The organism is Klebsiella terrigena (assembly GCF_006539725.1).
GTDB classification, from domain to species: Bacteria; Pseudomonadota; Gammaproteobacteria; order Enterobacterales; family Enterobacteriaceae; genus Klebsiella; species Klebsiella terrigena.
Map to the genome: position 1 here is coordinate 36,668 of NZ_BJNO01000022.1, position 23,052 is coordinate 59,719.

At 58.5% G+C, this 23,052-nt stretch carries 21 protein-coding genes; 12 read left to right on the forward strand and 9 right to left on the reverse strand.

The window, feature by feature from the left end; genetic code table 11:
• Positions 1-82: 82 nt before the first annotated feature.
• Positions 83-586: a cell-envelope stress modulator CpxP gene (gene cpxP, locus RTE01_RS20715; protein ID WP_041143429.1), complete on the reverse strand. Its 504-nt coding sequence runs from the start codon at positions 584-586 to the stop codon at positions 83-85.
• Positions 587-735: 149 nt separating this feature from the next.
• Here cpxP and cpxR point away from each other — a divergent pair, with 149 nt between their 5' ends.
• On the forward strand, positions 736-1,434 hold the full coding sequence (cpxR, locus tag RTE01_RS20720) for an envelope stress response regulator transcription factor CpxR (protein ID WP_004203671.1): 699 nt from the start codon (positions 736-738) through the stop codon (positions 1,432-1,434).
• Positions 1,431-2,804, forward strand: coding sequence for an envelope stress sensor histidine kinase CpxA (gene cpxA, locus RTE01_RS20725; protein WP_041143428.1), 1,374 nt, complete (start codon positions 1,431-1,433; stop codon positions 2,802-2,804). The genes cpxR and cpxA overlap by 4 nt, the downstream gene beginning before the upstream one ends.
• Before the next feature lie 40 nt (positions 2,805-2,844).
• Here cpxA and yiiM read toward each other — a convergent pair whose 3' ends face one another.
• Both yiiM and sodA read right to left on the reverse strand, forming a co-directional pair.
• Positions 2,845-3,519 carry a 6-hydroxyaminopurine reductase gene (yiiM, locus tag RTE01_RS20730; RefSeq protein ID WP_041143427.1) on the reverse strand — a complete coding sequence of 225 codons (675 nt, stop codon included), beginning with the start codon at positions 3,517-3,519 and terminating at the stop codon, positions 2,845-2,847.
• A gap of 71 nt (positions 3,520-3,590) precedes the next feature.
• Positions 3,591-4,211 carry a superoxide dismutase [Mn] gene (gene sodA, locus RTE01_RS20735; protein ID WP_041143426.1) on the reverse strand — a complete coding sequence of 207 codons (621 nt, stop codon included), beginning with the start codon at positions 4,209-4,211 and terminating at the stop codon, positions 3,591-3,593.
• Positions 4,212-4,502: 291 nt separating this feature from the next.
• On the opposite strand from sodA, the gene rhaT reads away from it, so the two are divergent.
• Entirely contained in the window at positions 4,503-5,537 is a 1,035-nt protein-coding gene (rhaT, locus tag RTE01_RS20740) for an L-rhamnose/proton symporter RhaT (protein WP_141335328.1), read from the forward strand.
• Positions 5,538-5,541: 4 nt separating this feature from the next.
• Here the strand turns inward: rhaT and rhaR are convergent, their stop codons facing one another.
• Together rhaR and rhaS (RTE01_RS20750) are read right to left on the reverse strand one after the other, a co-directional pair.
• Positions 5,542-6,390, reverse strand: coding sequence for an HTH-type transcriptional activator RhaR (gene rhaR / locus RTE01_RS20745; RefSeq protein WP_041143424.1), 849 nt, complete (start codon positions 6,388-6,390; stop codon positions 5,542-5,544).
• Positions 6,391-6,463: 73 nt separating this feature from the next.
• Positions 6,464-7,300: an HTH-type transcriptional activator RhaS gene (gene rhaS, locus RTE01_RS20750; protein WP_041143423.1), complete on the reverse strand. Its 837-nt coding sequence runs from the start codon at positions 7,298-7,300 to the stop codon at positions 6,464-6,466.
• Between the two features lie 313 nt (positions 7,301-7,613).
• Between rhaS (RTE01_RS20750) and rhaB the strand changes: the two genes are divergently transcribed.
• From rhaB to rhaM, 9 genes are all read left to right on the forward strand, one after another.
• On the forward strand, positions 7,614-9,080 hold the full coding sequence (gene rhaB / locus RTE01_RS20760; protein ID WP_134528313.1) for a rhamnulokinase: 1,467 nt from the start codon (positions 7,614-7,616) through the stop codon (positions 9,078-9,080).
• Positions 9,077-10,336 carry an L-rhamnose isomerase gene (gene rhaA, locus RTE01_RS20765; RefSeq protein ID WP_041143421.1) on the forward strand — a complete coding sequence of 420 codons (1,260 nt, stop codon included), beginning with the start codon at positions 9,077-9,079 and terminating at the stop codon, positions 10,334-10,336. Before rhaB ends, rhaA begins: the two co-directional genes overlap by 4 nt.
• 77 nt (positions 10,337-10,413) lie before the next feature.
• Positions 10,414-11,244 (forward strand): rhamnulose-1-phosphate aldolase, encoded by an 831-nt coding sequence (gene rhaD / locus RTE01_RS20770; RefSeq protein WP_041143420.1) that lies wholly within the window; start codon positions 10,414-10,416, stop codon positions 11,242-11,244.
• 142 nt (positions 11,245-11,386) lie between these two features.
• Complete coding sequence (gene rhaS / locus RTE01_RS20775; protein ID WP_041143419.1) at positions 11,387-12,373, forward strand: rhamnose ABC transporter substrate-binding protein; 987 nt, start codon at positions 11,387-11,389, stop codon at positions 12,371-12,373.
• 50 nt (positions 12,374-12,423) lie between these two features.
• Entirely contained in the window at positions 12,424-13,935 is a 1,512-nt protein-coding gene (locus RTE01_RS20780) for a sugar ABC transporter ATP-binding protein (protein WP_041143418.1), read from the forward strand.
• Entirely contained in the window at positions 13,935-14,939 is a 1,005-nt protein-coding gene (locus tag RTE01_RS20785) for an ABC transporter permease (RefSeq protein ID WP_115193841.1), read from the forward strand. Before RTE01_RS20780 ends, RTE01_RS20785 begins: the two co-directional genes overlap by 1 nt.
• Positions 14,936-15,937 carry an ABC transporter permease gene (locus RTE01_RS20790; RefSeq protein ID WP_115193842.1) on the forward strand — a complete coding sequence of 334 codons (1,002 nt, stop codon included), beginning with the start codon at positions 14,936-14,938 and terminating at the stop codon, positions 15,935-15,937. The genes RTE01_RS20785 and RTE01_RS20790 overlap by 4 nt, the downstream gene beginning before the upstream one ends.
• 51 nt (positions 15,938-15,988) lie before the next feature.
• On the forward strand, positions 15,989-17,104 hold the full coding sequence (gene fucO, locus RTE01_RS20795; RefSeq protein WP_134528309.1) for a lactaldehyde reductase: 1,116 nt from the start codon (positions 15,989-15,991) through the stop codon (positions 17,102-17,104).
• Complete coding sequence (rhaM, locus tag RTE01_RS20800) at positions 17,101-17,415, forward strand: L-rhamnose mutarotase (RefSeq protein WP_045853679.1); 315 nt, start codon at positions 17,101-17,103, stop codon at positions 17,413-17,415. The genes fucO and rhaM overlap by 4 nt, the downstream gene beginning before the upstream one ends.
• Before the next feature lie 51 nt (positions 17,416-17,466).
• Here the strand turns inward: rhaM and RTE01_RS20805 are convergent, their stop codons facing one another.
• From RTE01_RS20805 to RTE01_RS20820, 4 genes are all read right to left on the reverse strand, one after another.
• The gene (locus tag RTE01_RS20805; protein WP_134528306.1) at positions 17,467-18,846 is read right to left on the reverse strand and encodes a carbohydrate porin; all 1,380 of its coding nucleotides are present in this window, start codon (positions 18,844-18,846) and stop codon (positions 17,467-17,469) included.
• 106 nt (positions 18,847-18,952) lie between these two features.
• A complete protein-coding gene (locus RTE01_RS20810; RefSeq protein ID WP_141335330.1) occupies positions 18,953-19,546 on the reverse strand; it encodes a DapH/DapD/GlmU-related protein in 594 nt (197 codons plus the stop codon).
• Positions 19,547-19,606: 60 nt separating this feature from the next.
• Entirely contained in the window at positions 19,607-20,872 is a 1,266-nt protein-coding gene (locus tag RTE01_RS20815; RefSeq protein WP_076947977.1) for an MFS transporter, read from the reverse strand.
• A gap of 41 nt (positions 20,873-20,913) precedes the next feature.
• Positions 20,914-23,037 (reverse strand): alpha-galactosidase, encoded by a 2,124-nt coding sequence (locus RTE01_RS20820; protein WP_134528303.1) that lies wholly within the window; start codon positions 23,035-23,037, stop codon positions 20,914-20,916.
• Between the last annotated feature and the right edge of the window lie 15 nt (positions 23,038-23,052).

The window sequence follows — 23,052 nt, forward strand, 5'->3', positions numbered from 1 at the left end:
GCTGAATGACAGGCAAAAAAAACCCCCACATCATGTGGGGGGAAGACAGGGATGGTGTCTATGGCAAGGAAAACAGGGTTTGTTACTGGGGTTGCACGGTATTGCTACTACTTGAAAGCATCTTCGCTGAGCCTTTCTGCATCCTTACAACCTCACGCAACTGATCCATTCGCTGCTGGTGCTTAGCATTTAAAACCGCTTGCTGCTCTGGCGTTAACAGGTGGTACATCTGGTTGCGAACCTTCGCCATTTCGATCTGGCGGTCAACCTGTTCCTGCGCCATCTTATCGGCCTGAGCGCGCACAGCGTTTTCATCAAATTTTTCTGCGGTGACAAGGCTATGCATTGTCTCCATTTCGCTAACATTAACGGGTAACCTATCGTGGCGTGCCCGTTGCATAAGATCTCGTAACTGCTGTCGTTGCTGTTCGGTTAAACTTATGCCATCAAACATGTGGCCCTGGATGCTGCGCTGCGCCCCTTCTTCTCCGGGGAGCCAGTTAACGCTGGTAACGACTTCAGCGGCCTGGCTATTAGCACTTAGCGCCAGCGTTGAGGCCATGACGGCAGCAATAACATTGCGCATCACATACTCCCAAAACGTTTGTGTCGCGATTCAACGAGAGACAGTTTACGATTCGGGCTGCAAACATGCGTCAGGGGGTGTAAAACAACGTAAAGTCATGGATTAGCGAGCCTTGATGACGTAATTTCTGCCTCGGAGGTATTTAAACAATGAACAAAATCCTGTTAGTTGATGATGACCGGGAGCTCACCTCCCTGTTAAAAGAGCTGCTCGATATGGAAGGCTTTAACGTGCTCGTAGCCCATGATGGGGAACAGGCGCTGGCTCTCCTGGACGACAGCATCGATTTACTTTTACTTGATGTGATGATGCCGAAGAAAAACGGTATCGATACGCTTAAAGAGTTGCGTCAGACACACCAGACTCCCGTTATCATGCTAACTGCCCGCGGTAGCGAGCTGGATCGCGTTCTCGGCCTTGAACTGGGCGCGGATGATTATCTGCCTAAGCCGTTTAACGATCGTGAGCTGGTGGCGCGCATACGCGCGATTCTGCGCCGCTCCCACTGGAGTGAGCAGCAGCAAACCACCGAAGCCGGCTCACCGACGCTGGAGGTTGACGCATTGAGCCTCAACCCGGGCCGTCAGGAAGCCAACTTTGATGGTCAAACGCTGGAGCTTACCGGAACGGAGTTCACCCTGCTGTACCTGCTGGCGCAGCATCTTGGCCAGGTGGTCTCTCGTGAACATCTGAGTCAGGAAGTATTGGGAAAACGCCTGACGCCGTTCGACCGCGCCATCGATATGCATATTTCTAACCTGCGGCGTAAGCTGCCGGAGCGTAAAGACGGCCACCCGTGGTTTAAAACCCTGCGCGGGCGCGGCTATCTGATGGTTTCAGCTTCATGATTGGAAGTTTAACCGCACGCATCTTCGCTATTTTCTGGCTCACGCTGGCGCTGGTGTTGATGCTGGTTCTGATGCTGCCCAAGCTGGATTCGCGCCAGATGACCGAACTTCTGGAAAGCGAGCAACGCCAGGGCATCATGATTGAGCAGCACGTTGAGGCCGAGCTGGCGACCGATCCACCCAACGATCTGATGTGGTGGCGTCGTCTGTTTCGGGCGATAGATAAATGGGCTCCGCCGGGACAGCGCCTGCTGCTGGTCACCAGCGAAGGGCGCGTTATCGGCGCAGAACGCAACGAAATGCAGATTATTCGCAACTTTATCGGCCAGGCCGATAATGCCGATCATCCGCAGAAAAAACGCTACGGTCGTCTGGAAATGGTCGGCCCGTTTTCCGTCAGGGATGGTGAGGATAATTATCAGCTCTATCTGATCCGCCCCGCCAGCACGTCACAATCCGATTTCATCAACCTGCTGTTTGACCGTCCGCTGCTGCTGCTTATCGTCACCATGCTGGTCAGCGCTCCGCTGCTGCTATGGCTGGCGTGGAGTCTGGCAAAACCGGCGCGTAAGCTGAAAAATGCCGCCGACGAGGTCGCCCAGGGGAACCTGCGCCAGCATCCGGAACTGGAAGCCGGCCCGCAGGAGTTTTTGGCCGCCGGGACCAGCTTTAACCAGATGGTCACCGCCCTGGAGCGGATGATGACCAGCCAGCAGCGTCTGCTCTCCGATATCTCCCACGAGCTGCGCACGCCGCTTACGCGACTGCAGCTGGGCACCGCCCTGCTGCGCCGCCGCAGCGGCGAGAGCAAAGAGCTGGAGCGTATTGAGATGGAGGCGCATCGGCTGGACAGCATGATCAACGATCTGCTGGTGATGTCGCGCAATCAGGCCAACAACGCGCTGGTCAGCGAGACGGTAAAAGCCAACCAGCTGTGGGGCGAGGTGCTCGATAACGCCGCCTTCGAGGCCGAGCAGGTAGGAAAATCGTTCACCGTGGAGTATCCGCCGGGGCCGTGGCCGCTGTACGGCAACCCCAACGCGCTGGAAAGCGCGCTGGAGAATATCGTACGCAACGCGCTGCGCTACTCGCATACCCGAATTTCGGTGAGCTTCTCGGTGGATAAAGACGGCATCACGGTTAACGTCGATGATGACGGTCCGGGCGTCAGCCCTGAGGATCGCGAGCAGATTTTCCGCCCGTTCTACCGCACCGACGAAGCGCGCGATCGCGAGTCAGGCGGTACCGGTCTGGGACTGGCTATTGTCGAAGCCGCTATTCAGCAGCATCGCGGTTGGGTGAAAGCCGACGACAGCCCGCTGGGCGGCCTGCGGCTGACCATCTGGCTGCCGCTGTATAAGCGCACCTGACGCGGCGTTCCCCGGTCTGCGCACGCAGCCGGGGGAAGCCTTATTTCCCCGACAATCGGCGGGAATTATCTTCGATCTTGCCGCTTAAACGCCGCTTCTGCATGGTACGGCTCCAGCTTACCGACAGCCCTGCGGCACTGAGCAGGCGATGATACTGCTCGTCATCAAACGGCATATGCCAGGCAATCGCGCCGGCCTCATGTACGCTGATATCACTCACCCTGGACGCCAGCTCCAGCGGCGCGTCGCAGGAGACCACGCCCCCCGCCACCACCCGGTACAGCCAGCCGGTTTTACCGCTATTCTGCATGCGCTGGGCCATATCGCTGATGGCAAAATGGAAGTTGAGCTTAAAACACGGCGATCGCGGCTGCGTTACCTGAATCAGCGCCTCGCCCCAGCGAAAGATATCCCCGATATAGACGTTTTTCTCGGTCATTCCTTCAGCAGAAAGGTTTTCGCCAAAGGCCGGCGCGCAGAAAAGGTCGGCCTGCTGGGGGAATTCGCGGATCCAGTCGGCGTAGTGCTCGCGCGGGTACTGGCAGAGCGCGCGATCCGGGCCGCCGTGAATTTTCTTTTCCGCCTGCTCATCGCCTTCCAGCCCCAGATCGCCGAGGGTTAACTCACCGTCGACCTGGATTTTCCCGATGGCGCTCGGACGGCTTCCTTCGTAATCCCTTATCTTGCCCACAAAGACGTTCACCGGATAGTGCATCTGCTGCCCCCTGCTACAGGTATAAAAAAAGCGAGTCATCAGACTCGCTTCTCGTTCAGCACAATGCAACCTTATTTTTTGGCGGCAAAACGCGCTGCTGCTTCGTCCCAGTTAACCACGTTCCAGAACTCTTTGATGTAGTCCGGGCGGCGGTTCTGGAATTTCAGGTAGTAAGCGTGTTCCCACACGTCCAGGCCCAGGATCGGGAAACCGGAAGCGCCGGAGATAGCTTCACCCATCAGCGGGGAGTCCTGGTTCGCGGTAGAAACCACGGCCAGCTTGTCGCCTTTCAGTACCAGCCACGCCCAGCCGGAGCCGAAACGGGTGGCTGCAGCTTTTTCAAACTCAGCTTTGAAGTTATCAACGGAGCCGAAATCGCGCTCGATAGCCGCTTTCAGGTCGCCCTGCAGGGTGGTACCGGTTTTCAGGCCTTTCCAGAACAGGCTATGGTTAGCGTGGCCGCCCGCGTTGTTACGCAGAGGACCTTTTTTGTCAGCCGGCAGCTGATCCAGTTTAGTAATCAGCTCTTCAACAGACAGATCGGCGAATTCCGGCAGGCTTTCCAGCGCAGCGTTCGCGTTGTTAACGTAAGCCTGGTGGTGCTTAGTATGGTGGATTTCCATAGTCTGCTTGTCGAAGTGCGGTTCCAGGGCGTCATAAGCGTACGGCAGGGCTGGCAGTGTAAAACTCATAATCATCTCCATTATTGTCGAGCGGCTGAAAGTGTTAAGGCCGCGTAAGCAGTTGGTTCATTATAGTTAATTAAATGATATTGAAAACGCTTATCAATGCCGTATTTTTAATAAGGTTATAACAGAGTGTGATACCCGCGATTTTGTGAGCTGGAACAAGTAATTAAGCCGTTGGTTGCCAGGGTTTACCCACACGTGGCAACAGCCTGAAGGCGATAAAACTGACCGATTTTTACACTCATCGGGTCGGAAGAAGATTTATCCGATAAAAAATAGATGAGGATAAAATCAATGAATCACGCGATTACGATGGGTATTTTTTGGCATTTGATAGGTGCGGCCAGTGCAGCCTGTTTCTATGCTCCGTTCAAACAAGTTAAGCAGTGGTCATGGGAAACCATGTGGTCTATCGGCGGGATTGTCTCGTGGCTGATCCTGCCCTGGACTATCAGCGCCCTGCTGTTGCCTGATTTTTGGGCCTATTACAACTCCTTTAGCGCCTCGACTCTGCTGCCGGTCTTCATGTTCGGCGCGATGTGGGGTATCGGCAATATCAACTACGGCCTGACCATGCGCTATCTCGGCATGTCGATGGGGATCGGTATCGCCATCGGCATTACCCTGATCGTCGGTACGCTCATGACCCCGATTCTCAACGGTCAGTTCGAGGTTTTAATCAATACCAAAGGCGGTCAGATGACGCTGCTCGGCGTGCTGGTCGCGGTGATTGGCGTCGCCATTGTCACCCGAGCGGGGCAGCTGAAAGAGCGCAAAATGGGCATTAAGGCCGCAGACTTCAACCTTAAAAAAGGTCTGGTCCTGGCGGTCATGTGCGGCATTTTCTCGGCGGGGATGTCGTTTGCAATGAACGCCGCCAAACCGATGCACGAAGCCGCCGCGGCGCTGGGGGTTGACCCGCTGTACACCGCTCTGCCTAGCTACGTGGTGATCATGGGCGGCGGCGCGCTGGTGAACCTCGGATTCTGCTTTATTCGGCTGGCAAAAGTGAAAAACCTGTCGATAAAAGCGGACTTCTCGCGGGCAAAACCGCTCATCATCGCCAATATCCTGCTTTCCGCGCTCGGCGGCCTGATGTGGTACCTGCAGTTCTTCTTCTACGCATGGGGCCACGCCAGCATTCCGGCACAGTACGACTACATGAGCTGGATGCTGCATATGAGCTTCTACGTTCTGTGCGGTGGGCTGGTGGGGCTGGTGCTGAAGGAGTGGAACAACGCCGGACGGCGTCCGGTCGGCGTACTCAGCCTTGGCTGCGTGGTGATCATTATTGCCGCCAATATTGTCGGCCTGGGAATGGCAAACTAAACGCCTAAGCGGCGACGCGACTGCGTTGCCGCCACTGCCCCGGCGTCATGCCAATCTCACGGTTAAAGACCACCGAAAAGTAGTTACTGTCTTCGAATCCGCACAGCATAGCGATTTCGCCAATCAGCCGCTCCGTATGCTGCAGCAGGTACTGCGCGTGGCAAATTCTCAGCTGACGTAAATAGTGGTTGATCGTCATACCCGTCTGCTGGCGAAACTGCTGGCGCAGGGCGCGCTCGCTGCACGCTTCCCGCGCGCAAAAGCGATCGAGGAAAAAGGGTCGGTTCAGGCTGCCGGCCAGTTCGGTCAGCAGTTTATCGAGGAGGGCTTCGCTCTGGGTCGCCGCCAGGTTGTCGGTCGCGTAGCGATGTCGGTGCAGAATGAGCGCCAACTGGGCGAACAGCAGCTCGGCCATCTGATTGGCCTGGGGGTCGCTGCGGGTGCTCTCCTGTTCAAGCTGGGTAATCACCTGCCGTACCTGGGTCATACCGGAGCTGCCGATTCGCCAGTGCGGAACCCACGGCGTACCAAACAGTCCGGGAATATGGGCCGCCCAGTCAAAGTTGAGCCGCAGCCGGTCCGGGCAGTAGATGACGTTTTGCAGGACTAAATCGTTCACCGACGCATAGGAGTGCTTGTCCTGCGCGCGGATATAGAACAGATCGCCGCGGGTAATGCGCCACGGGCGATCGTTAAGCACATGCAGGCCGTTTCCCCGCCATACCAGCACCAGTTCGCAGAACTCATGGGTATGCTCGGCGAAGACGTTTTGCGGGTACCGATCCGCTACCGCCACCGCCTGAGAAGGCGAGGCAAAAAACTCATCTTTGCGAAGAATCAACTGACCGGCCACCGCGACAACTCCAGGCACAAATAACGTTCGATTATTCGCGATTTTGCTCGCTAAAACGTTGACTGCTCTCGCGTTACTGAAGAATGGCGTCACGTCCCTGGCGGATATCACGCGGTGACCAGGAAAACTCGCGGCGAAAAAGCGTCGAAAAGTGGTTACTGTCGCCGAATCCGCAGTGATAGGCGATATCCGTTACGCTGTCATCGCTGTGCCGCAGCAGATGGCGCGCCTTCATCAACCGCACCCGGTTCAGGTAGCGCTGCGGCGTCAGGCCGGTCTGCTGCTTGAGCTGACGATGCAGCGTGCGCAGCGACAGCGAAAACTGGGCCGCCACCTCTTCCCAGCAGACATCCTCTGCAAAGTGATCTTCCAGCCACGCCATCAGGTGATTGAGCCGCGCCTCGCTATCGGCGGCCCCTTCCGCGAGGCTGCTTTTGCGTAGCAGCACCAGCAGCTGCATAAACAAAATTTCCCGGCTGGCAATAGTATGCACATCCGACTCGCCGCCGAGGCTTTCCATCTGGCTGACGATCTGCCGCACCTGCTGCAAAGCCCCCTGATTAACCCGCCAGTGCGAGAGATAGTTGCCTTCCTGCTCCTGCGGCAGCAGCTGGCTGACGCCGCTCAGAAAGCGAAAGGCATCCGGTGCGCGATAGAGCACGTTGGTCAGGCACAGGTTATCGGTATGTTCATAAAGATGGCGATCGTGATCGCGAATAAAACAGACCGAGCCGCCGCTGATGGTATAGGGCTGGCCGTTGAAAACGTGGATCCCCGTCCCGTGCTCGACGATAACAATTTCATGGAAATCGTGGTGATGCTCCGGAAACGCCGACTGAGGGAGGCGTGGCTCAATGGCAACAGCAGAAGTACCGGACTTAAAGAAATCCACACTGTGCAATACGGTCATAGCAGCTCCCTCGAAATGAGAAATGTTATCAATCAGTGTCGCAAATAGTAATTAAGGACCGGCAATCCGGCCTTCAATTTTCGACCGCAAACGGCGTAAAGCCTGCCGCTTTTTCAAGAAACAGCCGGAAAGATCGGGAACTGCGGAGAGCGTCACATCCCCCACGTCGATAGCGACAGAATGAAATTGTGAGCTCTCTCACGGTCACCTTTGCTTTCTTGCCAGCGGAGAAATTTCCCTGTCCGTGGCAAGAAGGTGCGCGACCGGCGACTTTTTTAGACTGCTGGCAATGATTTTCAGAAGGATCTCTGCCATGAGTTTTCGACATTGTGTCGCCGTTGATTTAGGCGCTTCCAGCGGGCGGGTGATGCTCGCCAGCTATGAAAGCGGACAGCGTGCGCTGTCGCTGCGTGAAATCCACCGTTTTACCAACAGCCTGCACAAGGTGGATGGCTACGACTGCTGGGATATCGATAGCCTGGAAGGCGAAATTCGCCGCGGGCTGGCGCTGGTGTGCGATCGGGGCATCCTTATCGACAGCATCGGCATTGATACCTGGGGCGTGGATTATGTCCTGCTCGACGGTCAGGGCCAGCGCGTCGGCCTCGCGGTTTCCTATCGCGACGACCGCACCCACGGCCTGATGCAGCATGCCGAAACGCAGATAGGCCGAGCGGATATCTATCGCCGCAGCGGCATTCAGTTTCTGCCGTTCAACACCCTTTACCAGCTGCGCGCCCTGGTTGAGCAGCAGCCGGAGCTGGTGAGCCAGGCCGCGCACGCGCTGCTGATCCCGGACTACTTCAGCTTCCGTCTGACCGGCCAGATGAACTGGGAATACACCAACGCTACCACCACCCAGCTGGTCAATATCAACAGCGATAGCTGGGATGAGGATCTGCTGAACTGGAGCGGCGCGCCGCGCGAGTGGTTCGGTACCCCGACCCATCCCGGCAACGTGATCGGCCACTGGATTTGCCCGCAGGGCAACGCGATCCCGGTCGTCGCCGTCGCCAGTCACGATACCGCCAGCGCGGTGATCGCTTCTCCGCTGACCGGTAAAAATGCGGCCTATCTCTCCTCCGGCACCTGGTCGTTAATGGGCTTTGAAAGCAAAACCCCCTGCACCGGCGACGATGCGCTGCGGGCCAATATCACCAACGAAGGCGGCGCCGAAGGCCGCTATCGGGTGCTGAAAAATATTATGGGCCTGTGGCTGCTGCAGCGGGTGCTGAAAGAGCAGAACGTCAGCGACCTCCCGGCGCTGATTGCCCACACCGCCGACCTCCCGGCCTGCCGCTCGGTGATTGACTGCAACGATGAGCGTTTTATCAACCCGGCCAATATGAGCGCTGAGATTCAGGCCGCCTGCCGCGAATCCGGACAGCCGGTGCCCGACGGCGACGCCGAGCTGGCGCGCTGTATTTTTGACAGCCTCGCTCTGCTGTACGCCCGCGTGCTCGGCGAGCTTGCCCGGCTGCGGGGCCAGCCCTTCAGCCAGCTGCATATCGTCGGCGGCGGTTGTCAGAACGCGCTGCTCAATCAGCTGTGCGCGGACGCCTGCGGCATAACGGTTATCGCCGGCCCCGTCGAGGCCTCTACGCTCGGCAATATCGGCATCCAGCTGATGACGCTGGATGAGCTGAACAACGTCGATGATTTCCGTCAGGTGGTACGCGACAACTACGCGCTCACCACGTTTACCCCTAATCCTGAACATGAAATTGCCCGCTTCGTTGCGCAGTTTCAGCAACAACAGACCAAGGAGCTTTGCGCATGACCACTCAACTTGAACAAGCCTGGGAAATTGCTAAACAGCGCTACGCCGCCGCCGGTGTGGATGTCGAGGAGGCTCTGCGCCAGCTGGACCGGCTCCCCGTATCCATGCACTGCTGGCAGGGCGATGACGTCGCGGGCTTTGAAAACCCGGAGGGGAGCTTAACCGGCGGGATTCAGGCCACCGGCAACTATCCGGGTAAAGCCCGCAACGCGGGCGAGCTGCGCGCCGACCTTGAGCAGGCGCTGAGCCTGATCCCCGGACCGAAACGGCTGAACCTGCACGCGCTGTACCTGGAGTCCGACGCCCCGGTTGCGCGTAACGAAATCAAACCTGAGCACTTTAAAAACTGGGTGGAGTGGGCCAAAAGCAACGGGCTGGGTCTCGACTTTAACCCTTCCTGTTTCTCACATCCGCTAAGCGCCGACGGTTTTACCCTCTCGCACGCTAACGATGAAATCCGCCAGTTCTGGATCGATCACTGCAAGGCCAGCCGCCGGGTTTCCGCCTATTTCGGCGAGCAGCTGGGCACCCCGTCGGTGATGAATATCTGGATCCCGGACGGCATGAAGGACATCACCGTTGACCGCCTCGCACCGCGCCAGCGCCTGCTGAACGCGCTGGATGAGGTCATTAGCGAGAAGCTCGACCCGGCGCATCACATCGATGCCGTGGAGAGCAAGCTGTTCGGTATCGGCGCCGAAAGCTACACCGTCGGCTCCAATGAATTCTATATGGGCTATGCCACCAGCCGGCAGACCGCGCTGTGCCTGGACGCCGGGCACTTCCATCCCACGGAGGTCATCTCCGACAAGATCTCCGCCGCCATGCTCTACATTCCGCGCCTGCTGCTGCACGTCAGCCGCCCGGTGCGTTGGGATAGCGATCACGTGGTGCTGCTGGATGACGAAACCCAGGCCATCGCCAGCGAAATCATCCGCCACAACCTGTTTGACCGCGTGCACATCGGCCTCGATTTCTTCGACGCCTCCATCAACCGCATCGCGGCGTGGGTGATTGGTACCCGCAACATGAAAAAAGCGCTGCTGCGCGCGCTGCTGGAGCCGACGGAACAGCTGCGCCAGCTGGAAGCCGACGGCGATTACACCGCCCGCCTGGCGCTGCTGGAAGAGCAGAAATGCCTGCCGTGGCAGGCCGTCTGGGAGATGTACTGCCAGCGTCACGATACCCCGGCGGGCAGCCAGTGGCTGGATAGCGTTCGCGGCTACGAGAAGGCCGTTCTCAGCCAGCGCGGGTAGCCCGGCAACCGACAAATAAACAACCTATTCAGGGCGCGGGGTCAACTCCGCGCCGAATCAACAGGAAGCACAAGACTATGCACACGATTATCGACTCCTGGTTCGTCCAGGGCATGATTAAGGCCACCACAGATGCGTGGCTGAAGGGCTGGGATGAGCGCAACGGCGGTAACCTGACGCTGCGCCTCGACGAGGCCGATATCGAACCTTTCGCGGCGGATTTCCACGCCAAACCGCGCTATATCGCCCTGAGCCAGCCGATGCCGACGCTGGCCAACCAGCCGTTTATCGTCACCGGCTCCGGTAAGTTTTTCCGCAACGTGCAGCTCGATCCGGCCGCCAACCTCGGCGTGGTCAAAGTGGACAGCGACGGTGCGGGATATCACGTCCTGTGGGGCTTAACCCACGAGGCGGTGCCGACCTCAGAACTGCCAGCCCACTTCCTCTCCCACAGCGAACGCATCAGGCTGACCGGCGGCAAAGATCGCGTGATCATGCACTGCCACGCCACCAACCTGATCGCCCTGACCTACGTGCTGGAGAACAACAGCGATCTCTTCACCCGCAAGCTCTGGGAAGGCAGCACCGAATGCCTGGTGGTGTTCCCGGACGGCGTCGGCATTCTGCCGTGGATGGTGCCGGGTACCGACGAAATCGGCGGAGCCACCGCGCTGGAAATGCGTCAGCATTCGCTGGTGCTGTGGCCGTTCCACGGCGTCTTCGGCAGCGGGCCGACGCTGGATGAGACCTTTGGCCTGATCGATACCGCCGAGAAATCGGCTGAAGTGCTGGTGAAGGTTTACTCCATGGGTGGCATGAAGCAGACCATCACCCGCGAAGAGCTGATTGCCCTCGGCAAGCGCTTTGATGTACAGCCCGTGCAGTCCGCGTTAGACCTTTATCAATAATTACATCGCGCCCCGCTCACCGAGACGGGGCGAACTCTGTCACCTGCAAACCCTACCCTAACTCTTTCGCCCTGCGGGAAGCCCACGCATCAGCAAGATGAAAGACGGTGGGAAACTAACTCAATCATGTGGAGTAAAAGCAATGAAAATAAAGACAAGCTTGATCCTCACCGTTGCCGCTCTGGCGTTGTCCGGTTCTGCTTTAGCTGAAGTTAAAATTGCCCTCGTGGCAAAATCATTGGGAAATGGATTCTTCGAGGCAGCAAACGTCGGCGCGCAGGAAGCGGCTAAAGAGTTAGGCGATGTGAAAGTGATCTATACCGGCCCCACCACCACCACCGCCGAAGCGCAGATCGAAGTGCTGAACGGGCTGATCGCCCAGGGGGTGGATGCGATCGCCATTTCCGCCAACGATCCGGACGCCGTGGTGCCGGTGCTGAAAAAAGCGATGCAGCGCGGGATCAAAGTGGTCTCCTGGGATTCCGGCGTTGCGCCAGCGGGCCGCCAGATCCACTTAAATCCTTCCAATAACGCACTGATTGGCGAGACCAACGTCAGGCTCGCCGCGGACGCCCTGAAGGCGCTGAACGTCGAAAAAGGTGACGTGGCGATCCTCAGCGCGACCCCCACCTCAACCAACCAGAACATCTGGATCGAAGAGATGAAGAAGGTGCTGCCGAAGTACCCTTCCGTCAACCTGGTCACCGTTGCCTACGGGGACGATCTCTCCGACAAGAGCTACCGCGAAGCGGTCGGCCTGCTGAAGTCGTATCCCAATCTGAAAGCGATCGTCTCGCCTTCGTCGGTGGGGATCGTTGCCGCCGCCCAGGCGGTGAAGGATCAGGGCAAGATTGGCAAGGTGTACGTCACCGGGCTGGGGCTGCCGTCTGAAATGGCCGGAGCGATTAAGTCCGGCGCCAGCAAAAGCTTTGCTATCTGGAACCCCATTGACCTCGGCTACGCCGCCACCTACCTGGCCGACGATTTAGTCAAAGGCACGGCAACCAAAACCGAAGCCAGCATGGGCAGGCTCGGCAAGGTGAAGCTGGATGCCGACGGCAGCGGCGCGATGGCGGAGCCGTTCGTTTACGATGCCGGCAACATCGATAAGTTTTCCAAAATTTTCTAATCCTCAGCCCCCGTTTCGCCTGGAAACGGGGGAAAAACCGGAGACTTATCATGACGGCGTCCACCCCGCTGCTGTCGCTTAAGGGCATCACCAAGGTTTTCCCCGGTGTGCGTGCTCTTGAGAACGTACAGCTCGATCTCTGGCCCGGCAAAGTGACCGCCTTAATTGGCGAAAACGGTGCCGGCAAATCCACGCTGGTCAAAGTGATGACCGGCATTTATCAGCCCGAAGAGGGCGAAATCCTTTATAAAGCGATCCCGATTCAGCTGCCTCATCCGGAGTCGGCGCACCGGATCGGGATCACCGCTATTCACCAGGAGACGGTGCTGTTTGACGAACTCTCGGTGACGGAGAATATTTTTGTCGGCCAGTATCTGCATAAAGGCCTGCTGAAAAAGCTCGACTGGCCGGCAATGCACCAGAAAGCCGGGGATATTCTTCGCCGCCTGGAAGTGCAGATCGACCCGCGCGCGACGCTAAAAACGCTGAGCATCGCCCAGCGCCACATGGTGGCTATCGCCCGGGCGCTCTCCTTTGAGGCACAGGTGGTTATCCTTGACGAGCCGACCGCCGCGCTCTCACAGCACGAAATTCTGGAGTTTTATCAGATAGTCGAGCGCCTGAAGCAGGACGGTAAGGCCATCCTGTTTATCTCGCATAAGTTTGACGAAATCTTCGAGCTGGCGGACTACTACACCATTTTACGCGACGGCGTGTACGTGAGCTCCGGCGCCATCAACGAGATCACCGAAGAGCGGATGGTGTCGATGATGGTCGGGCGGGCCATTACCCAAACCTACCCGAAGGTGAGCTGCACCCCGGGAGAAACGGTGCTGGAGGTCAGCAATCTCTGTCACCCCACCGAGTTCGCCAATATCAACTTCAGCCTGCGCAAAGGCGAGATCCTCGGCTTCTACGGGCTGGTCGGCGCCGGGCGCACCGAGCTTATGCAGGCGCTGTCCGGCGTATCGCACCCTTCCTCCGGCGAAATGGTGCTGAATGGCAAAGCGGTGCGCTTTCGCCAGCCGGCGGACGCCATTCAGGCCGGTATCGTCTGCGTGCCGGAAGAGCGGCAGAAGCAGGGGGCGATCGTCGCCCTGCCGATCGCGCAGAACATCAGCCTGCCCCAGCTCGCCAGGCTCAACCCCCGCGGCGTGCTGAACGACGCCCGCGAATGGCGGCTGGCCGATGAGTATGCCTCGCGCCTGCAGGTCAAGGCCTTTAGCTGGCAGCAGGCGGTAGAAACCCTCTCCGGCGGCAACCAGCAGAAAGTGGTGATCGGCAAATGGCTGGCTACCCATCCGCAGGTGATCATTCTCGATGAGCCGACGAAGGGTATCGATATCGGTTCAAAAGCGGCGGTGCATCAGTTTATGTCCGAGCTGGTGGGCCAGGGGCTGGCGGTCATTATGGTCTCATCAGAGCTGCCGGAGGTCATGGGAATGGCTGACCGCATCATCGTGATGCACGAAGGGCTGATGGTGGCCGAATATCGCGCCGGCGAAGCGACGGCGGAAACTATCGTCAGCGCCGCCAGCGGCACTGCCCGGGAGGCTGCGTGATGTGGCGACAACTGCTTAAAAACCGCGAAGCGCTGCTGGCGGCGGTCATTATCCTGATGGTGGCGGGCATCGGCAGCCGGGTACCGTCGTTCATCGCGGCGGAAAACCTGGTCGAGATGTTTAACGACACCTCGATTCTGATCGTCCTCGCTCTCGGCCAGATGATGGTGCTGCTGACCAAGGGGATCGACCTGTCGATGGCCGCCAACCTGGCGCTGACCGGGATGATCGTCGCCCTGCTCAACGCCCACCACCCGGACATTCCGGTGTGGGCGCTGCTGATGCTGGCGACCCTGCTCGGCCTGCTGATGGGGGTGATTAACGGCCTGCTGGTCTGGCGTCTCGGCATACCGGCGATCGTGGTCACCCTCGGCACCATGAGCATCTATCGCGGCATTATTTTCCTGCTCTCCGACGGCGGCTGGGTTAACTCACATCAGATGAGCGCGGACTTCCTCGCCCTGCCGCGCACCTCGCTGCTGGGGCTGCCGCTGCTGAGCTGGTGCGCCATCGCCGCCCTGCTGCTGGTGGGCTACTTCCTGCGCTACAGCCGCACCGGACGGGCGCTATACACCGCAGGCGGCAACGCCACGGCGGCGTACTACACCGGCATCAACGCCGGGAAAATGCAGTTCATCAGCTTCTGCCTTTCCGGGGCGCTGGCGGGATTTTGCGGCTATCTGTGGATCTCCCGCTTTGCCGTCGCCTACGTTGACGTTGCCAACGGCTTCGAGCTGCAGGTCGTGGCCGCCTGCGTCATCGGCGGCATCAGCACCATGGGCGGGACCGGACGCGTAGTCGGCTGCCTGTGCGGCGCGCTATTCCTCGGGATTATCAACAACGCGCTGCCGGTCATCGGTATCTCCCCCTTCTGGCAGATGGCTATCTCCGGCGCGGTTATTGTCATCGCCGTGGTGCTTAACGAGCGTGGGAACAAACGTCAAGGACGGCTCATTCTGCGCAGCGCGGTGCTGGCTTCGCAAAAACAGACGGTGAAACCATGAGCAAAATAATGACCACTGACGAGATGACCGGCCGCCCGACGGCGCCGTCGCCGCTGCGCCGCCTGCTGTGCTGGGAAGGCTTCCTGCTGGCGGTGACCCTCGCCGTTTTTGCCGCCAACGCGCTGGCGTCGCCCTACTTCCTTAATATCTGGAACCTCTCTGACGCCACCTTCAACTTCACCGAGAAGGCGATTATCGTCCTGCCGATGGCGATGCTGATTATCGCCAGAGAGATTGACCTCTCGGTCGCCTCCACCATGGCGCTGAGCTCAACGGCGATGGGCTTTTGCGCGGCGGCGGGGATGGATACGCCGCTACTGGTGGCCGTCGGGCTGGGAGTGGGCCTGCTGTGCGGCCTGTTTAACGGCATCCTGGTGACGCGACTAAACCTGTCGTCGATCGTTATCACCATCGGCACCATGAGCCTGTATCGCGGCCTGACCTACATCCTGCTGGGCGATAAGGCGCTAAATCACTATCCGGACAGCTTCGCCTGGTTCGGTCAGGGCTACGTTTGGGGAGCGCTCTCGTTTGAGTTTGCGTTGTTCCTGCTGCTGGCGGCCGCTTTTACCTTCCTGCTGCATAAAACCAACTTTGGCCGCCGCACCTACGCGATTGGCAATAATCCGACCGGCGCCTGGTTTTCCGGGATCAACGTTAAGCGCCATAACCTGATCCTGTTTGCCCTGGTTGGGCTGATGGCGGGATTGGCCGCGGTGCTGCTGACGTCACGGCTCGGCAGCACTCGTCCCTCGCTGGCAGTGGGCTGGGAGCTGGCGGTCGTGACGATGGCGGTGCTCGGCGGCGTCAATATCCTCGGCGGCTCCGGCAGCATGGTGGGGGTGATTATTGCCGCCTTCCTGATGGGTCTGGTGACCTTTGGCCTGAGCCTGCTCAACGTACCGGGCATCGTGATGTCGATAATCATCGGCGCCATGCTGATAGCGGTGATTTCTCTGCCGATTATCGCCCGGCGGGTGCTGCAGCGAAGACATTAACCCTTCGCCTGACGGTGGGGGGAACGGGATTTCATTAACAGGAGAGTTATCATGAGCTTTATGTTGGCATTGCCGAAAATCAGCCTGCACGGCGCGGGCGCCATTGGCGATATGGTCAATCTGGTCGCCGCTAAACAGTGGGGCAAAGCGCTGATCGTCACCGACGGTCAGCTGGTGAAGCTGGGCCTGCTGGACAGCCTGTTTGCCGCGCTCGACGCACACCAGATGTGCTGGCACCTGTTTGATGAGGTGTTCCCGAACCCCACCGAAGCGCTGGTGCATAAAGGCATTTCCGCCTTCCACGATGCGCAGTGCGATTACATTATCGCCTTTGGCGGCGGCAGCCCCATCGATACCGCGAAAGCGGTTAAAATTCTCACCGCCAACCCGGCCCCTTCCACCGCCTATTCCGGCGTCGGCAAGGTGAAAAACGCCGGCGTCCCGCTGGTGGCGATAAATACCACCGCCGGAACGGCGGCGGAGATGACCAGCAATGCGGTCATCATCGATCCGAATATTATTCCGGACATCGCCGTCGATGACGCCAGCGTGATGCTGGACATCCCGGCCTCGATCACCGCGGCCACCGGAATGGATGCCCTGACCCACGCTATCGAAGCCTTTGTCTCGGTCGGCGCCCACCCGCTCACCGATGCCAACGCCCTGGAGGCTATTCGGCTGATTAATCTGTGGCTGCCGAAAGCCGTCGATGACGGGCACAACCTTGAGGCGCGCGAGCAGATGGCGTTTGGTCAGTATCTGGCGGGCATGGCGTTCAACAGCGCCGGTCTCGGCCTGGTCCATGCGCTGGCGCATCAGCCTGGCGCGACCCACAACCTGCCCCACGGCGTATGCAACGCCATCCTGCTGCCGATCATCGAAAACTTTAACCGCCCGAACGCCGTTGCCCGCTTTGCCCGCGTGGCGCAGGCGATGGGCGTTGAGACCCGCGGCATGAGCGATGAGGCTGCCAGCATGGCGGCAATCGAGGCGATTCGCGCCCTGAGCAAACGCGTCGGCATTCCGCAGGGCTTCAGCCAGCTTGGGGTGACCAAAGCCGACATCGAAGGCTGGCTGGACAAAGCCCTCGCCGACCCGTGCGCGCCGTGCAACCCGCGAACCGCCAGCCGCGACCAGGTGCGCGAGCTCTATCTGGAGGCGTTATGATCCGCAAGGCGTTTGTGATGCAGGTGAATCCCGACGCGCACGAAGAGTATGAGCGTCGACATTCGCCCATTTGGCCGGAGCTGGAGGCGGTTCTGAAGGCGCACGGCGCGCACCGCTACGCAATCTATCTCGATAAAGCGCGCAGCCTGCTGTTCGCCACGGTGGAGATTGAATCTGAAGCCCGCTGGAACGCGGTCGCCGAAACCGAGGTCTGCCAGCGCTGGTGGCGGCATATGCGCGACGTCATGCCGGCAAATGCCGATAACAGCCCGCTTAGCGCCGAGCTGAAGCCGGTATTCTATCTGGATTAAATCCCCGGCGGCCCCGCCGGAACAGGTTTAGCGGGGCCGCTTTTACGGTCTTCAGAAGAAGTATTTAAAGCGCACGCGCGCGCCGTAGCGGTCGTCGTCATCGCTCTTATTGGCCTGCACATCGCTATCAAGAATGGAGTAGTAGGCCCCGAGATAGATATTAAAGTTCTGCATATTCATTACGTTCGGGATTTGATACGAGGCGTGGAAGGTATGAATATTGTAGGTCCCCTCATCCTTAATCCAGCAGTCGTTATCGCAGATCACCCCGTCATAGTCGTTGATTTTGTTATGGGCGTAGATATAGCCCAGCTCAAAGCGCTGCCATAGCGCGTTAACCCCGGCGGTGAAGTCTTTTTCGTTGTTGGCATCCATATACGCGGTGTTCACGTTCACCACCACCCCATCGGCCGGATTGGTTTTCAGGCCGTTCCACGTCATGGTCAGGCCGTAGCCGGTACGATCGGACTGATCGACAAACTCTCCCCGCGCGTTGCTATAGCCGTAGGCGTTTTTCACCACGTTCGACTCCATCGCCGCGGCGACGGAGAGTTCATCTTTCGCCCACGAGACAACCGGGCGCAGGTAGGCGACGTTCTTTTTCTGCTCCATGTCGCGGCCGTGGTAGTCACCGCCGTCATACAGGGAGGTGCCGTCCTCCAGCAGCGTATTCAGCTCGAAGTACCAGTTATCCAGCTGCTTGCTGAGCAGGAAGTTACCGCCCGCGTCGGATCGCCCGCGTCCCTCTTTCATCATGTAAATATAGCCGTGACCGTCGCTGTAGAGATCGTTGGCGGTATTACCCGAATGTTCGACGAAGGTATCCTGGTTCAGCGGGAACATGTCATAGGCTTCAAAGCGGCCAACTTTTATCTTCCAGTCCTTCTCCTGACCGAAGAAGAAGGCGGCATCGTCAAGGTTCATTGAGCCGGTCATATCGGCCAGCGGTTGAATCGAGAAGCCGGCAAAATAGCCGTTGCTCATGGTGCGGATGCCGTCAAAGCCCAGCAGAATGCGGCCGTTTAAATCCCAGTTATCGTAGGTCGGGTCGCTGCCAACATCGGCGTTGGTCATCGCCAGCAAGCCGTGCTTGCTCTCCGCGTCCATGTTGAACTCAACGTCACCGTAGATCTTCAGATCGCCATAGCCGGAGAGCTTAAGCTCCGGCGCGGTAATATTCTTTTTGCTCTCCTCGACCACCGCGACGCTTTTTACCGCAACGGTCGGTTGCGCCAGCGCAATAGCGGTGCGCTGTTTCTCCTGTAATTCTCGCACCTGGCCTTCCGCCACCGTAGCCCGGCTTTCCGCCGCGGCCAGCCGCGCTTCCAGCTGTTCCATACGCTGTTCAAGCGTCAGAGAATTATTTTTAGCAACTGCCGAACTTGCCATCAAACATAAACTCATCGCTAAGGCTATCGTCTTTTTATTCATTGTTATTTTCCGGAGGTAACGGGGAGATAAGGTGAGTGAATAACCCACCTTTCTATCTTCATTATTTTTATAGGGAAACGAGTGCTAATTAATATGTGACTTATGTTTATTGGCCGGTATATAACTGATGTTTATTTTTATCCTCATCGGTAATATTTCTTAATACCCGGCAGGGCACCCCGGCGGCAACAACGTTCGGTGGAATCGAGCGATTAACCACGCTGCCGGCGCCAATCACCGAGTTTTTACCAATGGTAACGCCGGGATTAATAATCACCCCGGAGCCCAGCCAGACGCCATCCTCAATAATCACCGGCAGAGAGAACTGCTGCTGCGTGTGGCGCAGATCCGGATGCACCGGATGACCGGCGGTAGAGATCGTCACGTTCGGTGCGAACATCACGTTATTGCCGATAATAATCTCCGCGTCATCCACCAGCGTCAGGTTGAAGTTTGCGTAGAAGTTATCGCCAATAGTGGTGTGAGTTCCGTAAGCAAGATTGATCGGCGGCTCAATCCAGCACTGTTTACCCACGCTCGCAAACATGCGCTGGATAATATCCTCTCTTAGCTCCTGACCGAATGGGTGCGAGTGGTTATATTCATAGGCCCGCACCTTTGCCATTAGCCGCTCCTCCGGCAGCCCGTAGCCGCCATCAGTATATAATTCACCGCTGTTCATTCTTTTTTTAATATCCATAGTCAATATGTTCTCCCGTTTATTCAGCACATCCCTGTGAGAATTTATTCTGTTAATTGATCAAATGGTCATTGCTTTATTACTGACGCTGCCGGGCGCGGACTTCCCTGAAAGCGTAAAGGCCGATATTAAGGTGACGGAGAGCGCAATACCGCCGAGGATCATATAGGTCTCCTGGAAACCGATCCGGTCATACATATTGCCGGCAAATGCGGAGAGGAAAATCGCCGCTACCTGTTTGGAAAACTGGAAGCCCACCAGATAAATCGTCGCCGACAGCCGGACGTCAAATACGCCGGTAATATATTTAAACGCCCCCACCAGCAGGAACGGCACTTCCAGGGCGTGGAGCATCTTCAGCGCCACCACCTCCGCCGCCGTGGTGGCGAAGGATGAGCCGATCATCCGCGCCGCCATCACCATCCCGGCAATCAGCAGGGTGTTCTTCGCACCGATGCGGTTAATAATCCACGGCGAGCTGAACATAATGATAGCGTTGCAAATCTCCCCGGCGGTGGTCGCAAAACCAAAGGCGCGGGTACCCGATTCCGGCGTAGCGAAGAAGGATTTAAAGAAGGTGGCAAACTGCTGATCGAAGACGTCGTATACGCACGCCACGCCGACCACATACAGAATAAACATCCACATTTTGCGCTGGCGGAACATCCGCAGGGCGCTTTTTAAATCCACCGATGGGCGATTCGCGCCCAAAGAATCCATGACCTGAGCGGCCTGGCTGGCCTGCGGTTTCGCGATAGCCACCAGCACCACCAGCAGCAGCGCGGCGGCCGATCCCATCCAGAATACCCACTCGGGATTGACGCTAAACAGCATTCCCGCGGTCGTCGCGCACAGCGCCCAGCCAAGGCAGCCAAAGGTTCGCGCTTTACCGTACTCAAACCCGCTGTTGCGGCTGATGCGTTCGATATAGGCTTCCATCGCGCCGGCGCCGGCGGAGAACACGAAACCAATATAGGCGCCCCCGCTTAATGCCCCCAGCCAGATATTGGTTTTCAGCAGCGGCGCAAAAACATAGAGGAAGAACGGCGCAATCAGCACCAGCAAAATCGTCACGATCCACATCAGGTGTTTTTTCAGCCCCAGCTTATCGGAGATCACCCCCAGAACGGGCTGGAAGCAGATCGCAAACAGGGAAAGGCTGGAAAAAACGATGCCGGTCTCGGTTTTATTCAGGCCAATAACGTCCGACAGCCAGATCGGCAGGAACGGGAAGCAGGTGGCCATAATGAAAAAGTAGAGAAAAAAGAACAGGCCGAAAATCCAGAAGTTAGGGTTGTTTTTGTGGGTACAGGCAGTCGGGTTCATTTTATATTCCTCAGTCAGGGCCGCCTGGCGGCCCGTCACCATTACACGCGTTGCAGGCCAATCAAAATGGCGCTTTCCGGATCGAGGATTGGCAGCGCCAGCCCCGCCTGCTGTAGCCACTCGCCGCTCACCGTTTGCGGGGTCACCATCCATTCCGGCAGCTTACGCATGGTATGACCGCCCTCTCCCGTAATCTGAATATCCGGGTGATCGAGCAGCGTAACCTGATAGCGGGCGCCCGCCTCCAGCCCCGCAACGCGCAGCGGCGCCATCAGGGTGTAATCCGGCATCGCCAGCTGGCTGACGAGGAAAATCGCCTGGCTCTTATCTTCGCTGACCACGCCGTGCGCCAGCGTGGTGACGTCCGGCATATCCATACGCCACTGCACGCCGTGATGAATAACGCCGCGCCACTGCTTATGCAGCGCGGCATACTTGCGGTAGCCCGCGCGCTCCTGTTCGTCGGCGCTCACCGGATCCAGCTCCAGCCCCATATGGCCAAACAGCGCGGTCAGGCCACGAAAGGCGATGCTGTGCTGGCGGAAGGTAGCGTGGCAGTGGCGGTTGCCGATATGCGCGCCCATCACCTCCGGCGGGAAGAAATAGCTCATGCCGCGCTGGATAGTGTTGCGCTCCAGGGCATCGTTGTTGTCGGAAGCCCAGAAGCGATGGCTGCGCTTCAGCACCTCATAATCGATGCGTCCGCCGCCGGAGGAGCAGGATTCAAATTCGATATGCGGGAAGCGGGCAACCAGCGCGTCCAGCAGACGATAAAACTGGCGGGTCTGCGCATCGGCGGCGGCTTTACCGTTATGGCCCGGCTGCACCAGCTCGCGGTTCATATCCCACTTCACATAATCCACGGCGTGCTCGCCCAGCAGCCAGTTCATCCGCTCCAGCAGATAGTCAAAGGCCTGCGGAATATTGAGGTTCAGGACGTACTGATGGCGGCCGGTCAGCGGCGTATAGCCCGGCAGGGCCAGCACCCAGTCAGGGTGGGCGCGGAAAAGGTCCGAATCCGGATTGATCATTTCCGGCTCAACCCAGATGCCAAACTCCATGCCCAGCGACTTCACGTGGTCGATAACCGGCGTCAGCCCGTTGGGGTACTTTTGCTCATCCAGATACCAGTCGCCGAGCGCCGCCCAGTCGTCGTTGCGCCCTTTGAACCAGCCGTCGTCAATGATGAAGCGCTCGACGCCAAGCTCCGCCGCCTCGTCCGCCATGCGCATGATGTACTGCGGGTCATGATTGAAATAGATCCCCTCCCAGGTATTGAGATGCACCGGGCGCGGCTTGTTATCCGGGAAGCGCACGATCTGCTCGCGCAGGTAGCGATGAAACTGCTGGCTCATGCCGTTCAGACCCTGCGCCGAATAGCTGGCGTACAGCGACGGCGTCCACAGGGTTTCGCCTTCGGCCAGCGCCATCTCCCCCGGTAAATAGAGCGCTTCCGCCTGCAGATAGCGGCGGCCATCGGTTTTTACCTCAGCACGCAGGCGGTGGTTGCCGCTCCAGCCAAGGTGCACTCCCCACACTTCGCCCTGCATCTCGCTAAAGGCGGTGCTGCCGGTAATCAGCGCCGGGAAATGCTCGTGGGAGGTGCGCCCGCGGCGGTTTTCCAGCACGAAGCTGTCGTGATCGAGGACCAGCCGATGCGGCTGAAACTCGCGGATCCAGCGGCCGTGAAAAGCCATCACTTCGCGGGCGCGTTCGGCAACCGGCAGCGTGACCGCAAGCCGGTCCACCTGCCAGGGCTGCGCGCGCAGGTTGGTCAGACCGTGGCGAACGCTGAGCACGCCGCTGCTATCGAGCACAATTTCGCTACGCAGGCGCAGCCCGGCGTGCGGGTCCTCGCTGATAATGGTTAGGCTTTGCCCGTCCTGTACGACCTCGGCGGTGGCAAACAGCGGCGAGCCGTCCAACCCCTGGCGATGCCCTTCAATCCCAGGCGCGCCAAACAGCCCGTGACCCAGCTCGGCCATCAGCGTTACGGGGGAATCGACGTCCAGGCGACCGTTAGCCACCGGGCGCGTCAGGCTGGCCGCATCCTGCGGCGAAAAATGGCTTAAATGCGGCCCCCAGTAGATAATTTCGGCAAACGGATGGGTTTTGATTACCACATCGGCCCCTGCGCTTTGCAGGCGTACAATCGAATCAGACATCAGACATCTCCACAG

What these genes read in the sequence shown, in the direction of transcription:
- fucO (WP_134528309.1), top strand. Translation starts at nt 15,989, where the DNA reads ATGAGCTTTATGTTGGCATTGCCGAAAATCAGCCTGCACGGCGCGGGC.
- RTE01_RS20820 (WP_134528303.1), bottom strand. Translation starts at nt 23,037, where the DNA reads ATGTCTGATTCGATTGTACGCCTGCAAAGCGCAGGGGCCGATGTGGTA.
- rhaM (WP_045853679.1), top strand. Translation starts at nt 17,101, where the DNA reads ATGATCCGCAAGGCGTTTGTGATGCAGGTGAATCCCGACGCGCACGAA.
- cpxR (WP_004203671.1), top strand. Translation starts at nt 736, where the DNA reads ATGAACAAAATCCTGTTAGTTGATGATGACCGGGAGCTCACCTCCCTG.
- RTE01_RS20790 (WP_115193842.1), top strand. Translation starts at nt 14,936, where the DNA reads ATGAGCAAAATAATGACCACTGACGAGATGACCGGCCGCCCGACGGCG.
- RTE01_RS20785 (WP_115193841.1), top strand. Translation starts at nt 13,935, where the DNA reads ATGTGGCGACAACTGCTTAAAAACCGCGAAGCGCTGCTGGCGGCGGTC.
- RTE01_RS20805 (WP_134528306.1), bottom strand. Translation starts at nt 18,846, where the DNA reads ATGAATAAAAAGACGATAGCCTTAGCGATGAGTTTATGTTTGATGGCA.
- yiiM (WP_041143427.1), bottom strand. Translation starts at nt 3,519, where the DNA reads ATGCACTATCCGGTGAACGTCTTTGTGGGCAAGATAAGGGATTACGAA.
- RTE01_RS20815 (WP_076947977.1), bottom strand. Translation starts at nt 20,872, where the DNA reads ATGAACCCGACTGCCTGTACCCACAAAAACAACCCTAACTTCTGGATT.
- cpxA (WP_041143428.1), top strand. Translation starts at nt 1,431, where the DNA reads ATGATTGGAAGTTTAACCGCACGCATCTTCGCTATTTTCTGGCTCACG.
- rhaS (WP_041143419.1), top strand. Translation starts at nt 11,387, where the DNA reads ATGAAAATAAAGACAAGCTTGATCCTCACCGTTGCCGCTCTGGCGTTG.
- RTE01_RS20810 (WP_141335330.1), bottom strand. Translation starts at nt 19,546, where the DNA reads ATGGATATTAAAAAAAGAATGAACAGCGGTGAATTATATACTGATGGC.
- rhaS (WP_041143423.1), bottom strand. Translation starts at nt 7,300, where the DNA reads ATGACCGTATTGCACAGTGTGGATTTCTTTAAGTCCGGTACTTCTGCT.
- rhaD (WP_041143420.1), top strand. Translation starts at nt 10,414, where the DNA reads ATGCACACGATTATCGACTCCTGGTTCGTCCAGGGCATGATTAAGGCC.
- rhaT (WP_141335328.1), top strand. Translation starts at nt 4,503, where the DNA reads ATGAATCACGCGATTACGATGGGTATTTTTTGGCATTTGATAGGTGCG.
- sodA (WP_041143426.1), bottom strand. Translation starts at nt 4,211, where the DNA reads ATGAGTTTTACACTGCCAGCCCTGCCGTACGCTTATGACGCCCTGGAA.
- rhaB (WP_134528313.1), top strand. Translation starts at nt 7,614, where the DNA reads ATGAGTTTTCGACATTGTGTCGCCGTTGATTTAGGCGCTTCCAGCGGG.
- rhaA (WP_041143421.1), top strand. Translation starts at nt 9,077, where the DNA reads ATGACCACTCAACTTGAACAAGCCTGGGAAATTGCTAAACAGCGCTAC.
- cpxP (WP_041143429.1), bottom strand. Translation starts at nt 586, where the DNA reads ATGCGCAATGTTATTGCTGCCGTCATGGCCTCAACGCTGGCGCTAAGT.
- RTE01_RS20780 (WP_041143418.1), top strand. Translation starts at nt 12,424, where the DNA reads ATGACGGCGTCCACCCCGCTGCTGTCGCTTAAGGGCATCACCAAGGTT.